Raw genomic sequence first — 13950 nt, 5'->3', positions numbered from 1 at the left:
ATACGCAGGTCGTCCCGTTACTGCAAGCTCGATCACATCGTGGGACAAGTTAGTGTTCGTTTTCGGCACCACGCCGCTTCCTCCGCCAGCTTCGAACCCGGGAACCCGGGGAATTCAGCGCGCCCGGGGGACCCCCATTTCCCGAGGAGAACCACGTTGAACGCCGAGTTCGAGCCTGCTCGACTTGACGACATCGATGAGCTGTTGAGCCTGTACCGGCGCGTCTACGGCGCCACCTACGCCCTGCCACTGGGCACCGACCCGGCCGTGATGGCCGCCGAGATCACCGGCGACACGACCACCTGGCTGATCGCCCGCGAACGCGGCGCGATCACGGCGTCGGTGCTGGCCACCGTCGAACCCGCCGACCGCCTGGGCAAGCTCCAGGGCCTGGTCGTCGACCCCGCCAGCCGCGGCTCCGGCATCGCGCACCGCGCGGTCGGCACGCTCGCGCGGACCCTGCTGGACAGCGGTACCGTCGACTCGGTCTACGGCACCGCCCGCACCACCGCCACGGCACCGCAGCGGATCTGCCTGCGCAACGGATTCGCCGCGCTCGGCCTGTTCCCCAACCTGCGCAAGGCAGCCCGGCACGAGACCATGGCGCTGCTGGCCCGCCACCGCGACGGCGTGCTGGCCCGGCGGCACCCCGTGCACAAGGTGCCCGCCCGCCTGGGCAGGCTGCTCGACGCCGCCGAGCGGACCGTCGGCCTGCCCGAGCGGCCCGAGCTGGTCGCCGAGTCGGACTACCGGGCCGCCGAACCCGCGGCGGAGCTGGAGATCGTCGACGCGCCGCGGTTCGTCAAGCGGTCCTTCGACCGCGCGGTGACCGATCCGGTCCGCCGCTTCTACCCCTTCCACACCCCGAACGTCCTGATTGCCGACGCGGACGCGGCGTTCGAGGTGTACGTGCACCTGAGCCGCTCCGACGGCTACTGCACGCTGCTCGGCGTCACCCCGGCCGCCATCGCGGCGGCCCCGCACCTGGAAGCCGTGTTCGACCTGCTCGGCCGGGCGGGCGCGCACTACATCGAGACCCTCGTCCCGCTGCACTGCTTCGAGGAGCTCTCGGCGTTGCTGGCCAACGGATTCCTGCCCGCCGCGCTGTACCCGGCGATGCGCCGCGACGGCGAGCTGTTCCACGACTACGTGGTGATGGCCCGCACCACCCAGCCGCTCAGCTTCCGCGGCCTGGCCATCGACGAGGCCTTCCGGCCCTACGCCGAGCAGTACATCGACCTGTGGACGCAGCGCCACCTCGACACCAGTGGAGTCTTCCGGTGAACCCGCACCTGACCAGCCCCGCGCTGGTACCCGATCCCGCGCTGCTGGCGGACGTCCAGCGGTTCTGCGACATCGCCGAGCCGTACCGGCACGACGCCGGGACCGACGCGCTGTTCCTGGCCGCGATGAACGAGGCCAACGCCTGGCACGCCGCCCGCTCGCCGTTCTTCGCCAGCCTGCACGACGGCCGCCCGCCGCTGGCGTCGATGGCCGACCTGGCCGGCCAGCCCTACATCCACGCCAACTTCTTCAAGGCACACGAGGTCCTCTCCGTCCCGCGGGACGAGGTCGCGGTGCACGCCACCTCGTCGGGCACCACCGGCCAGAAGTCGCAGATGTTCTGGGACGCCTGGACGCTGCGGGCCGGCCAGCGGATGGTGGCCCGGATCTTCGACCACTACGGCTGGATCGACGACACCACCCCGGTCCACTACCTCCTCTACACCAACCAGCCGCGGCCCGACGTGAAGCTGGGCAGCTCGTTCACCGGCCAGTTCATGACCGACTTCGCACCGGTCGCCTCGGTCGACTACGGCCTGGCCCACACCGGCACCACGCACGAGTTCGACGCGTTCGGCTGCATCCGCGCGCTGCGCCGGTTCGCCGAGACCGGCGCCCCGGTGCGGATCTTCGGCTTCCCGGCGTTCCTGTCGTTCACCCTGGACCGCATGCGGGCACTCGGCCTGCCACCACTGGAGCTGAACCCGCGGTCGCTGATCCTGTTCGGCGGCGGCTGGAAGGGCAACGCCGACCGCCAGCTCGCCAAACCCGAGCTGTACCGCAGGATCAACGCCCAGCTCGGCATCCCGGACGAGCGCATCCGCGACGGCTTCGGCTCGGTCGAGCACTCGATCCCGTACCTGGAGTGCCGCAACCACCGGCTGCACGTGCCCACCTGGTCACGCGTGCTGATCCGGTCGGTGCGCACGCTGGAGCCGCTGCCCTACGGCGAACGCGGCTACCTGCAGTTCCTCTCGCCCTACATCACCTCCGCCCCGGCGCAGAGCGTCCTCATGGGCGACCTCGCGTCGCTGCACCCGCACGCCGAGTGCGGGTGCGACACCCCGACCCCGTGGTTCGAGATCCACGGCAGGGCCGGGCTGACCCGCAACCGCAGCTGCGCCATCGCCGCCGCCGAACTTCTCAAGGACAAGTCGTGAACCACTTCTGGCAGGGAACCTGGGTCGGTGACGCCGAGGCAGGCCGGCTGCTCGGCACGCTGGAGGACACCACCCGCCGCGTGCTCGCCGCACCGCGGCTCAACCCGCTGACCGTGCTGGCCGCCGGCGAACGCCTGCGCGAGGCACTGGCCAAGCCGGACGCCCCGCTGCGGACCCGGCTGACCGAGCTGCTGCGTGCCGACGGCGTGGCCGCCGGCGAGATCGACCACGCCTTCGGCAGCCTGCTCACCGTGTTCGACCGCGCCGAGCTGGAACGCAAGCTGACCCGCGAGCTGGGCGGCATCGACCCGGCCCGGCTGTCCAGAGTGGACTTCCGGGAGACGGTGTTCGAGGCGTGGGTGCCGGTCGGCCTGCTCGCACACGTCACGGCAGGCAACGCGCCGGTGGTCGGCGTGCTGAGCGCCGTCGAGGGCCTGCTGTCCGGCAACCTCAACGTGATCAAGACCAGCGGCGACTCGGCGTTCACCGCCGAGGTCCTCGCCGCGCTGGCCGGGCAGGACCCGACCGGCGCGATCGCCGAGCGGCTCATCGTGCTGCGTTACCCGTCGTCGCGGCAGGACTGGCTGGAACGCATGTGCGCGCCCGCGGACGCCGTCGCCGCCTGGGGCGGCGAGGAAGCCCTCGCCGGCATCGCGCGCGTCGTCCGGCCCGGCACCCGGCTGATCGACTGGGGACCGAAGCTGTCGTTCGCCTACCTCACCGCGGCGTGCTGGTCGGACCCGGCGACCCTGCGTGGCGTCGCCGCTGACGTCTGCCGGCTGGACCAGCAGGCGTGCTCCAGCCCGCAGGTCGTCTACCTCGACACCGACGACGAGGGCGAACTGTTCGCGTTCGCCGACCGGTTCTCCGCCGTGCTGAACGACGTCGTCCGCTCCGGCGAACCGGGGGAGCCCGGCGACGCGGAGTGGGCCGAGATCACCAACACCACGCTGGTGGCCGAGCTGGAGCAGCACCTCGGGCTGACCAGGGTGGTCGCCGCGGGCGACGGCGCCTGGCGGGTCATCGCCGACACCCGCCCGGCGCTGCGGGCCTCGCCGCTGTACCGGACGGTGTGGGTGAAACCGCTGCCGCGGACCGAACTGGCCGGCGTGCTGCGACCGATGCGCCGCTACCTGCAGACCGTCGGCCTCGGCGCGTCCCGGCAGGACACCGCCGAGCTGGCCCGCACGCTGGTCGGCCTCGGCGCGGCCCGGATCACCGGGCCGGGCGCGATGCTGTCCGGGTACGCCGGCGAGCCGCACGACGGCGTGTACGCGCTGCAGCGCTACTCGCGCAGGGTCGACGTCCAGCTCGACGAGCGGTTCCGCACCGACGCCGCGCTGGACGACCTGATCGCCGCCGGGCAGCTGCCCGCCCCCGACGTCGCCGTCACGCCGAAGTCGGACTTCGGCACCCTGCCCGCCAGCGACCGGGCTGAGGTGTTCTTCCTGTCCGGCGGCAGCTCCGGTGCGCCGAAGCTGTCGGCGTTCAGCTGGGCCGACTACGACGAGCACATGCGCTTCGGCGCGGAAAGCCTGCTCGCCACCGGACTGGACCCGCGGACCGACCGGGTGATGAACCTGTTCTTCGGCGGGCACATGTACGGCAGCTACACCAGTTTCTTCTCCGCGCTGGAACGGCTGGGCGCGGTGCAGTTCCCGATGGGTGGCGACTGGGGACGGTTCACCGCGATCGCGCAGTCCATTGTGGACAACCAGGTGAACACGGTGATGAGCGTGCCCAGCTTCATCGTCCGGCTGTTCACCGAGGGCGGCGACATCCTGCGCCGCTACCGCGGTGTGCGCAAGGTGTTCTACGCCGGTGAGCACTTCGCCGAGGGCCAGGTCCGGTGGCTGCGCGAGGAGTTCGGCGTCGAGCTGGTGCGCTCGGCCGCCTACGGCGGCGTCGACGCGGGCCCGATGGGCTACCAGTGCCCGGACTCGCCCGCCCGCGTGCACCATTTGTTCACCGGGCTGCACACGCTGGAGATACTCGACGCCGCCGACCAGCCCGTCGCGGCGGGGGAGACCGGCAGGCTGGTGTTCACCGCGCACACCCGGCGTGGTCAGCGGCTGGACCGCTACGAGGTCGGCGACCTCGGCCGCTGGGTGGCCGAACCGTGCCCGTGCGGGCGGCGTACCCCGCGGTTCGAGCTGTTCGGCCGGGTCGGCGACGTGTTCCGTGTGCCATCGCAGACGCTGAACTACCGGCGGTTCGTGACCCTGATCGAGGACGCCTTCGGCTACACCGGCGCCCTGCAGCTGGTGCTGCACGGCGACACGCTCACCGTCCGGGTCGAGCCGGGCGCCGACCCGGCTGCCGTGCGTACCGCCCTGCTGGACGGCTACCCCGGACTGTCCGATGTGGTCACCACGAGCCGGATGCTGGACCTGGAGGTGGTGGCGCTGCCGATCGGCGACTTCACCCGCACCGCGACCAGCGGCAAGCTCGTCTCCGTCGTGGACAGGAGGGTGGAGGCGTGAACGACCGGCTGACCGAGCTCGTCGACTTCGTCCGCGAGCACTCGCCGTTCTACCGCGAGCTGTACCGGGACCTGACCGGGCCGTACCGGCTGACCGACCTGCCGGTGATCGACCAGGCGGCGTTCTGGGCGGCCAACACCGTGCGGGACAACAGGATCCTGACCGGCCGGCAGACCGGTGGCATCGTGTTCAAGACCGGCGGCACCACCAGCGCGCCGCGGGTGTCGGTCTACACCCGGCAGGAGTGGCGGGAGATGAGCGCCACGTTCGGCACCGGCCTGCGCGCCGCTGGCGTGCGCGACGGGGACCGGGTGGCGAACCTGTACTACGCGGGCGAGCTGTACTCGGGGTTCGTGTTCACGCTCAACATGCTGCAGGACGCCCTCGTCGACACCGTGCAGCTGCCCATCGCGGGCAACGCGCCGCTGGAGTTCGCGGTCCAGACGATGCTGGACTTCGACGCCACGGTCGTCGCCGCGTTCCCGACGTCGCTGGTGCGCCTGGCGCGGCACGTCCGCGACACCGCTGGCACGCTGCCCGGGATCCGGCTGATCCTGTTCAGCGGTGAGGCGTTCTACGGCGACCAGCGGGCCGTGGTGGAGGCGGCGTTCCCCGGTGCGGACGTCCGGTCCATCGGGTATGCCAGCGTCGACGGCGGCATCCTCGGCGCACCGGTGGCGGGGGAGCCGGACGTGCGGGTGTTCCGTGCCTTCACCGGGTCGCGGGTGCTGGAGATCCTGGATCCGGTGACCGGTGAGCCGATCGAGGACGCGGGCAGGCCGGGCAGGCTGGTGCTGACCGACCTGGGCAGGCGGCTGCTGCCGATCCTGCGTTACCCGGTCGGTGACCTCGCCGAGTGGACCGACCCCGGCGAGCGGGTGTTCCGCCTGCTCGGCCGGGCCGAGGAGGGTGCCCGTGTCGGCCACGCCACGTTGCACCTGGACCAGCTGCGTGACGCTGTCGACATGGCGACCGGCGCCCACCACGTCGACGGGTTCCAGGTGGTGCTGCGCCGCCGGGACGCCCGGGACGAGCTGGTGCTGCGGGTGTCGAGCCGGGTGCCCGACCGGGAGCGGGCGGCCGAGCGGATCCGCGCGCTGGTGGACGAGATCAGCCCGCGCTTCGCCGACCAGGCCCGGCGCGGCGTCGTCGCGCCGGTGTCGGTGGAGTGGGTGGGGGAGGACGGCATCCGCGTCAACCCGAGGACCGGCAAGTCCCTGCGGCTGATCGACGAGCGGCCGGTCTGACTGCCGTGAGGGCCCCGGCAACGTCCGGGGTGGGGCAGGGCAAGGTGGGTGGTCCCGAGCGTAGAACTCGCGTGCCGGAACGCAGAACTCGCGTGCGTGAGCGCAGAACTCACGGTGTGGACCGGGTTCTCACCCGGCGCCGGTCGGACGTGTGAACGGCCCGTTCGCGCGAGTCCTCCGTTCCCGACCCGCGAGTCGTACGTCCTGACGCGCGAGTTGTACGTTCCCGCCTGCCTGGTCCCACCGCCTGGCGCGCCGGTCCAGGGACGAATCCGTCTTCGCGTGGCCGAACGAGCCGCTCGCGCTGCCTGCCGGGCCGGAACGCGAGTGCCGCCTTCCGGAACGCGAATGACGTGCTCCGGAGCCCCTTCACGGCATGCTTGCCGCGGACACGTGGGCGGATCGCCCGGTCTCCGGGTGGAGGCCGAGTTTCTGTCGTCTCATGTGATGAAGGTGGCCTTCACGAACTCCACGCCCCGGCGTCGCGGCCTCACCGGTCACACCCGGCCCAACAGACCCAGCCGTCACCACGAAAGAGACCCAGCAAACTCCCCCAATGTGGCATTGGGGAACTTGAACTCCCCCAATGCCACATTGGGGGCGCACAGCACCGGGACCTTGCCACCTTCACGGCACTCGACACTTAGCCCTTGCGCTAAGTGTTGGGCCAGGGTAATACTTAGCCACATGGCTCAGTATTCGGCTGTTCTCGACGGCGTGTTCATCGCGCTCGCCGACCCGACGAGGCGCGCGGTGGTCCGCAGGCTGGGTCGCGGGCCTGCCAGCGTCGGCGACCTCGCCAGTGAGGCGCCCATGACGTTGCCGTCGTTCATGAAGCACGTGCGGATGCTCGAGTCGAACGGCCTGATCCGCACGGCCAAGTCCGGACGGGTCCGCACCTGCGAGCTCAACCGCGAGCGGTTCGCGCTCGTCGAGGACTGGCTCGCGGAGCAACGGCGCATCTGGACCGACCGCACCGACCGCCTGGAGCGGTTCGTCACCACAACGGAGGAGAACCCGTGAACCCCGACCTCGACCTCGGCATCGACCGGATCATCCGGGCACCCCGCAAACTCGTCTGGGAAGCCTGGACCGACCCGGCCAACCTCGCGCGGTGGTGGCTGCCCGAACCGTCCCGGTGCCGCGTCGAGCGGCTGGAGGTCCGGCCAGGCGGCGGGCTCGTCACGACGATGAGCGACGACGGCGAGGCGTTCGTCCCGCACATGGACGCCTGCTTCCTGGTGGTGGACGAGTACGAACGGATCGTGTTCACCAACGCCGTCGACAGCGGCTGGCGCCCGGCGAATCCCGCGCCGGTCCCGCTCACCGCCGAGATCGTCATGCTCGATCACGCCGACGGCACCGACTACCGGGTCACCGTCCGCCACGGCGACCCCGCCGCTCGCGACCGCCATGCCGAACTCGGCTTCGCCGACGGCTGGGGCACCGTCACCGGCCAGCTCGCCGCCCTGGTGGAGAGCCGCCGATGAGGCTCGTCGTCATGCAGTTCGTCACCCTCGACGGCGTGAGCCAGGGGCCGGGTTCGTCCACAGAGGACACCAGTGACGGCTTCGACCGGGGCGGCTGGCTGGTGCCGCACATGGACGAGCTGTTCGTGCGGCGGACGTCGCAGTGGCTCGGCCTCGCCGACGGCCTGCTGCTCGGCCGGCGCACATACACGGCGTTCGCCCGCGACTGGCCGGCGATCACCGACCCGGACGACCCGTACACCGGGCGGATGAACTCGCTGCCGAAGTACGTCGTGTCGAACACCCTGGAAACCGGCCAGTGGCAGCCGGCGACCGTGCTCCGCGGCGACGCCGCCGGGGCGGTGCGCGACCTGAAGGCCAAGCCGGGCCGGGAGCTGCAGGTCCACGGCAGCGCCCGGCTCGCGGGCGCGCTGCTGTCGGCGGGCGTCGTCGACGCGCTGCGGCTGGTCGTGGCGCCGGTCGTGCTCGGGTCCGGACGGCGCCTGCTCACCCAGCCCGCCGAGGCGGCCGGCCTGCGGCTGGTCCGGCACGAGGCGACCGGCAGCGGCCTGCTGTTGCTGGAGTACGAGACCGCCGGTGCCGCGCCGACCGCCGACTACGACGGCGTCACCGGGCTGGTCGGAGGCTAGGCTGACCCCGGTCGCACAGGGGGGAGCCGGGGATGCCGGACGGTCAGCCGGAGGGGGAGCGCTCCGGCGCGGTCCGGCTGCTGCGCCGCAACCGCCCGTTCGCCGCCCTGTGGTCCGCGCGCGCCATCTCCTTCCTCGGCGACTCGATGAGCCTGGTGGCGCTCATGCTCCACGTCGCAGACAACACCGGCCAGGCGGTCGCCGTCGCCGTGCTGTTGCTGGTGGGCGACTTCGCGCCGTCCCTGCTGAGCCCGCTGACCGGCACGATCAGCGACCGCTTCGACCTCAAACGGGTCATGGTCGCCTGCGAACTCGTGCAGGCCGCACTGGTCGCGGTGATCGCGCTGACCATGCCGCCGCTGCCCCTGCTGCTGGTCCTGGTCGCGTTCCGGGCACTGGCCGGTCAGGTGTTCCAGCCCGCCTCCCGGGCGGCCGTGCCCGCACTCGTGCGCGACCGCGACCTGGAGACCGCGAACTCCTCGCTCGGCTTCGGCACCAACGGCGGCGAGGCACTCGGTCCGCTGGTGGCCGCCGCGCTGTTCCCATTGCTGGGCGTGCGGGGCGTGCTGCTGATCGACGCGGCGACCTTCGTGCTGTCCGCGCTGCTGCTGGCCAGGCTGCCGAAGCTGCCGCCGGCCGCGCCGGACGAGGAGGCGCGCGGGTCGTTCCTCGGCGACGCCAGGGCCGGCATCGGCTACATCCTCTCGGTTCCGGCCGTGCGTGCCATCGCCGTCGGCTTCTGTGCCGTCGTCGCCTTCAACGGCGTCGACGACGTCGCGCTGGTCTTCCTCGCCAAGGACACCCTCGGCGGGGACGACTCGGCGGTGAGCCTGCTGCTGGCCGGGGTGGGCGTCGGGCTGCTGGCCGGCTATCTGGTCCTGGCCGGGCGGGCGTCCCGGCTGTCGATGACGGTGCTGTTCCTGGCCGGGCTCGCCGTGAGCAGCGCGGGCAACCTGCTCAGCGGACTGGCCTGGGCAGTGCTGGCCGCGTTCGTCCTGCAGACCATCCGTGGCATCGGGATCGCCGCACTCGACGTCGGCGCCAACACACTGCTGCAACGCCTGGTGCCGCCCACGATGCTCGGCCGGGTGTTCGGAAACCTCTACGGCGCGCTCGGTGCCGCCGCGGCACTGTCCTATCTGGCCGGTGGGCTGCTGCTCGACCTCACCTCCCCGGGGACCACCCTGATCATCGCGGGCGCCGGCGGCCTGCTGGCCACCGCCGTCACCGCGCTGGCGGTCACGCGGGAGAGGTGACAGGTCAGCGCTTGCGGTCGTAGATCATGGCGATCTCGCCGAGGTCACCGGTGTCGAGGCGGCTGAGTTCCCACTTCGACGCAGGCAGGCCGTCGTCCAGCAAACGCTTGCCGCCGCCCGCGATCTCCGGGCAGATCATCAGGTACAGCCGGTCGAGCAGGTCGGCCTCCAGCAGTGCCCGGATGACGCTGGCGCTGTTGTTGACCAGGATGTCGCCCTCGCCGGACGCCTTCAGCTCGGCGACGACGTCCGCGGCCGGGGCGTCGACGACGCGGGTGCGCTCCCACGGCGCCTCGGTCAGCGTCCTCGACAGGACCACCTTCTCCACGTCGGTCAGCCACTTGGCGTAGCCGCGGTCACGGGGATCAGCGTTCTCGTCGGCCGCGACCGACGGCCAGAAGCCCAGGAATCCCTCGGCGTTGAGGCGGCCGAGCAGGGCCGTCGTCGCCCCCTCCCACATGCGGGCCATGTGGTCGCGGGCGACGTCGGTGGCCGCGTACGCGACGATCGCGCCGAGGTCGCCGGGCCCGCCGGGGCCGCTGTAGCGCCCGTCCAGAGTGAGGCTCATGTTGGCGCGCACCCGGCGGCCACCCGTGTTCGTCATGATCGTTTCCTTTCCGTGGTGAGGACAGCGGTGAGGTTGTCGAGTACCTGCCCCCAGCCGGTCTCGATCCCGGCGATGTAGGGGACGGCCTCGACGGTGGTGCCGGTGATGCGTAACCCCAGCCGCAGCCGGGTCCCCTCCGGGACCACGTCGAGGCTGAGGTCGTAGTGACCGGTGAACGAGATCCCGCCCGCGGCGTCGTCGACCGAGAGGTCGAACGCGAGATGCCCCGGCCGCTTCGCGGCGTGGACCCGGCCGGCCGACCGGTAGCGGCCCTCCGCGTCGCGGTAGTCGAGAACCGCGCGCCCGCCCGGCTTCGGCTCGATGACGCACTCGGTGACCGTCAGCGACGGCGGCGCCCACCAGGAAGCCAGCAGGTCCGGTTCCGTCCAGTGCCGCCAGACGACATCCCGGGACGCGGGCAGCAGGCGCTCGAACGAGAAGGCCCGGCCGTCGGCCCAGCGATCCCGGTCGGCGATCGCGGACTCCGCCTCGATGGCCGCCTGGTAACGCGCGATGACGTCCCGCTCGCCGGCGTGCGCCTCGGCGGTCTCGGCCAGCGTCCGCAGCCGCCGCGCCAGCGCCGTCAGCGGCCCGGCCTCGACGGCGTAGACGCGACGCTGCCCGAGCGGGGTGACCGTGACCAGGCCCGCGCGGGCCAGCGTCTGCAGGTGCTTGGTGGTCTGCGGCTGACGCAACCCCGTCAGTTCCGCCAGCTCACCGACGGACCGGGGCCGCTCGGCGAGCAGCTCTACGAGGTGCCACCGGGCTCCGTCGCCGAGCGCCGCTGCGATCTGGTCCATGACCCGAAGTATTCACTACTCAGAATATTCGTGTCAAGGAATATCTTGGTGAACAGTGCGACGGCGGCGACGCCCAGGACCGCGCCGATCACGTCGGTGACGTAGTGCTCGGTCAGCAGGACCCGGCTGGCCATCGTCAGCAGGACCGCCAGCGTCTGCGTGGCCAGTACCGGCCGGAACCACGTCGGCAGCCAGGCGGTCGCGACGACCACGGCGGTGGCCGCGACGGCGCCGGCGACGGTGGCGTGCCCGCTCGGGTAGCTGAACGAGTCCGGCTGACCCGGCGGCCCCGGCCGGCCGAACACGTTCTGCAACGTCAGTGGCACCGCGCAGGCCACCAGCAGTGCGCCGCACCACAGCAGGCGCAGCGGCCTGCGCCACGCTGCCCGCGCCGCCGTCGCCACCAGTACGGCGAAGCCGCACAGCACCGCCACCGTGCTCACGACGGTGGCGGTGCCCTCCAGTGCGCTGCCCGCCTCGGCGACCGCGTTGTCCAGAGCCCACCGGTCGACCAGGGGCAGCCGGTGGGGCACGACGACACCGAGCGCGACGAAGGACAGGGCGCAGGCGCTTGCGGCGGCCAGGATCAAGGAGCGTCTCATGGGGTCCGGACGGTAGCCGCGATCGCCATCCGGCGGATCCGGGATTTCCCCGACAGGGTGGACGCGGGCGACCCGCCGTGATGCCGCACGGCCGAACGGGGGAGTCGGGAATGGACTAATCCTCACACCTTCGGTGCCGTTATGATGTGAGCCCTTCTGTTGTTCCGGAAATTGTGCCTGGCGAATTCCATGGTCATTTTCTTTCCATTTCCGGCGGCGGTGTGGTCAGCCTGCCGGACGTGGCTTTCACCGTGTTGGCCCAACGGAATGCCTTGCAGGTAGTGCATTTCCGGCACCGTTGTCGCCTTTCGAGTTGTCCTCGGAACGACGGGTGTTGTCCGGCGGTTGGTGTCGCGCATAGTGGCCCGGGGAACGACAGCGGACAGCAGGGAAGGACTAATCCACGTGACCATGACCCGTTCCAATCCCGGCAATGTGTTGCGCAGCGACTACCAGCGAGCGGTGGCGGCCTACTGGAACAAGGAGAAGGATCCGGTCAACCTGCGTCTGGGCGATGTGGACGGTCTCTACCACCATCACTACGGCATCGGTGAGGTCGACTGGTCCGTACTGGACGGTGACGAGGCCACCCGGGACGAACGGATCATCGCCGAGATGCACCGCCTGGAGACGGTCCAGGCCGAGGTCCTGCTCGACCACCTCGGCGACGTCCGGCCCGGCGACCGCCTGCTGGACGCCGGATGCGGTCGGGGCGGCAGCAGCATCATGGCCCATCTGCGGTTCGGGTGCCGGGTCGACGGGGTGTCGATCTCCGAACAGCAGGTCGAGTTCGCCAACGGGCAGGCGGCCGCGCGCGGGGTCGCCGGCAAGGTGCGTTACCACTTCCGCAACATGCTCGACACCGGCTTCGAGACCGGCAGCATGCGCGGGATCTGGAACAACGAGAGCACGATGTACGTCGACCTGTCCGAACTGTTCGCCGAGCACGCGCGGCAGCTGGCGTTCGGTGGACGCTACGTCTGCATCACCGGGTGCTACAACGACGTGACCGGTGGCCGGTCCAAGGCGGTCAGCCAGATCGACCAGCACTACACCTGCAACATCCATCCGCGCAGCGAGTACTTCCGGGCCATGACGGCCAACAGCCTCGTCCCGATCAGCGTCGTCGACCTGACCGCGCAGACCATCCCGTACTGGGAGCTGCGGGCGAAATCGCCGGTGGCGACCGGGATCGAGGAGCCGTTCCTCACCGCGTACCGGGAAGGCAGCTTCCACTACCTGCTCATCGCCGCCGACAGGGTCTGACCGATGACCGACGTACTGCCGCCCTTCCTGCCGGGGCCGACCGGCATCGGGACCTCGGCCGCCCGCCTGGCGAGCCGGCTGGCGACGGCGGACCCGGAACCGGAGGACCCCGTCGCCGAGGCGGATCCGGCCTACGCGCACCGGCCGTGGGGCGACGGATCCGCACCGCCGCTGTACTGCCCGGTCACCGAACGCGTCGACGACGTCCTCGCCGCCGAGGTCGACGACCGGCTGGCCGCCTGGATGGGCGAGTGCGGGTTCTCCGAGGAGGAGACCGGCCAGGTCCGCAAGACCCGGTTCGGGCGGCTGGTGACGCTGGCCCACCCCGACTGCGACGACGTGGACCGGCTGCTGGTGTCGGCGAAACTCAACGCGGCCTGGTGGGCCGCGGACGACCTCTGGGCCGACGACACCGCACTGGGCGCGGTCTCCGAGGAACTGCCCGCGAAGCTGACGCTGGCCATGGCGGCGATGGACCCGGTGCCGCCGGCGGGCGAGTTCACCCCCGGACTGGACGAGGCGCTGGGGAACGACCGGGTGCTGGTCGCGTTGCGGTCCGCCGTCGAATACCTGACCGGGTACGCCAGCCCGGCGCAGGTCCAGCGGGTCTGCTACTCGACGTTCGCGATGTTCGTGTCCTGGACGGCCTACGCCGCCTGGCGGCACACCGACCGCCGCCCGCCCGCGTGGGAGTACCTCGCCGCCCGCCAGCACGACAGCTTCTACACCTCGATGACGCTGATCGACGTCCTCGGCGGTTACGAGCTGACGGCCAACGTGTTCTACGGGCCGCCGGTGCGCAGCGCGGCCATCCAGGCGGGAACCGCGTCGGTGCTGGTGAACGACCTGCACTCGGTGACCAAGGACCTCGCCGACGAGTCACCGCCGTGCAACATGGTCCTGCAGATCGCGGCCGACCGGGGCTGTTCGGTGCGGGAGGCCACCGAGATCACCGTCGGCCTGCACAACGACCTGGTCCGCGACTTCCAGGCGGCACACCGGGAACTGCAGGCAGTGCCGGCCCCCGAGCTGCACCGGTTCCTGCGTGGCCTGCGGGCGTGGATGGGTGGCGGCTTCGAATGGCACGCCACCAACCCGCGTTACCGGTGAGGCTCCGTTTGACATG

13 protein-coding genes are annotated in these 13950 nt (G+C 71.3%); 10 read left to right on the top strand and 3 right to left on the bottom strand.

Going from position 1 to position 13950, the window contains the following annotated elements:
• Window positions 1-156: 156 nt before the first annotated feature.
• The 8 genes from EWH70_RS25300 to EWH70_RS25265 all read left to right on the top strand — a co-directional run bounded on the left by EWH70_RS25300 (window position 157) and on the right by EWH70_RS25265 (window position 9549).
• Window positions 157-1284 carry a GNAT family N-acetyltransferase gene (locus EWH70_RS25300; protein WP_130478009.1) on the top strand — a complete coding sequence of 376 codons (1128 nt, stop codon included), beginning with the start codon at window positions 157-159 and terminating at the stop codon, window positions 1282-1284.
• Entirely contained in the window at window positions 1281-2444 is a 1164-nt protein-coding gene (locus tag EWH70_RS25295; protein ID WP_130478008.1) for a LuxE/PaaK family acyltransferase, read from the top strand. Before EWH70_RS25300 ends, EWH70_RS25295 begins: the two co-directional genes overlap by 4 nt.
• Window positions 2441-4927 (top strand): acyl-CoA reductase, encoded by a 2487-nt coding sequence (locus EWH70_RS25290; RefSeq protein WP_130478007.1) that lies wholly within the window; start codon window positions 2441-2443, stop codon window positions 4925-4927. The genes EWH70_RS25295 and EWH70_RS25290 overlap by 4 nt, the downstream gene beginning before the upstream one ends.
• Window positions 4924-6174 (top strand): phenylacetate--CoA ligase family protein, encoded by a 1251-nt coding sequence (locus EWH70_RS25285; RefSeq protein WP_205669249.1) that lies wholly within the window; start codon window positions 4924-4926, stop codon window positions 6172-6174. The genes EWH70_RS25290 and EWH70_RS25285 overlap by 4 nt, the downstream gene beginning before the upstream one ends.
• A 687-nt stretch (window positions 6175-6861) precedes the next feature.
• A complete protein-coding gene (locus EWH70_RS25280; RefSeq protein ID WP_130478006.1) occupies window positions 6862-7197 on the top strand; it encodes an ArsR/SmtB family transcription factor in 336 nt (111 codons plus the stop codon).
• A complete protein-coding gene (locus tag EWH70_RS25275) occupies window positions 7194-7664 on the top strand; it encodes an SRPBCC domain-containing protein (RefSeq protein WP_130478005.1) in 471 nt (156 codons plus the stop codon). The genes EWH70_RS25280 and EWH70_RS25275 overlap by 4 nt, the downstream gene beginning before the upstream one ends.
• A complete protein-coding gene (locus tag EWH70_RS25270; RefSeq protein ID WP_130478004.1) occupies window positions 7661-8293 on the top strand; it encodes a dihydrofolate reductase family protein in 633 nt (210 codons plus the stop codon). Before EWH70_RS25275 ends, EWH70_RS25270 begins: the two co-directional genes overlap by 4 nt.
• Before the next feature lie 32 nt (window positions 8294-8325).
• The gene (locus EWH70_RS25265; RefSeq protein ID WP_130478003.1) at window positions 8326-9549 is read left to right on the top strand and encodes an MFS transporter; all 1224 of its coding nucleotides are present in this window, start codon (window positions 8326-8328) and stop codon (window positions 9547-9549) included.
• A 4-nt stretch (window positions 9550-9553) separates the two neighbouring features.
• On the opposite strand, the gene EWH70_RS25260 is transcribed toward EWH70_RS25265, so the two are convergent.
• The 3 genes from EWH70_RS25260 to EWH70_RS25250 are packed head-to-tail and all read right to left on the bottom strand — an operon-like array spanning window position 9554 to window position 11558.
• Window positions 9554-10153 carry a dihydrofolate reductase family protein gene (locus EWH70_RS25260; protein WP_130478002.1) on the bottom strand — a complete coding sequence of 200 codons (600 nt, stop codon included), beginning with the start codon at window positions 10151-10153 and terminating at the stop codon, window positions 9554-9556.
• Complete coding sequence (locus EWH70_RS25255; protein WP_130478001.1) at window positions 10150-10956, bottom strand: metalloregulator ArsR/SmtB family transcription factor; 807 nt, start codon at window positions 10954-10956, stop codon at window positions 10150-10152. Before EWH70_RS25255 ends, EWH70_RS25260 begins: the two co-directional genes overlap by 4 nt.
• A complete protein-coding gene (locus EWH70_RS25250) occupies window positions 10905-11558 on the bottom strand; it encodes a phosphatase PAP2 family protein (RefSeq protein ID WP_130478000.1) in 654 nt (217 codons plus the stop codon). The genes EWH70_RS25255 and EWH70_RS25250 overlap by 52 nt, the downstream gene beginning before the upstream one ends.
• A 411-nt stretch (window positions 11559-11969) precedes the next feature.
• Between EWH70_RS25250 and EWH70_RS25245 the strand changes: the two genes are divergently transcribed.
• Window positions 11970-12824 carry a geranyl diphosphate 2-C-methyltransferase gene (locus tag EWH70_RS25245; RefSeq protein ID WP_130478122.1) on the top strand — a complete coding sequence of 285 codons (855 nt, stop codon included), beginning with the start codon at window positions 11970-11972 and terminating at the stop codon, window positions 12822-12824.
• Window positions 12825-12827: 3 nt separating this feature from the next.
• Window positions 12828-13934, top strand: coding sequence for a family 2 encapsulin nanocompartment cargo protein terpene cyclase (locus EWH70_RS25240; protein ID WP_130477999.1), 1107 nt, complete (start codon window positions 12828-12830; stop codon window positions 13932-13934).
• The last annotated feature ends 16 nt before the right edge of the window (window positions 13935-13950 follow it).

The organism is Amycolatopsis suaedae (assembly GCF_004214935.1).
GTDB classification, from domain to species: Bacteria; Actinomycetota; Actinomycetes; order Mycobacteriales; family Pseudonocardiaceae; genus Amycolatopsis; species Amycolatopsis suaedae.
This window is presented reverse-complemented; position numbering and strand designations above follow the sequence as displayed.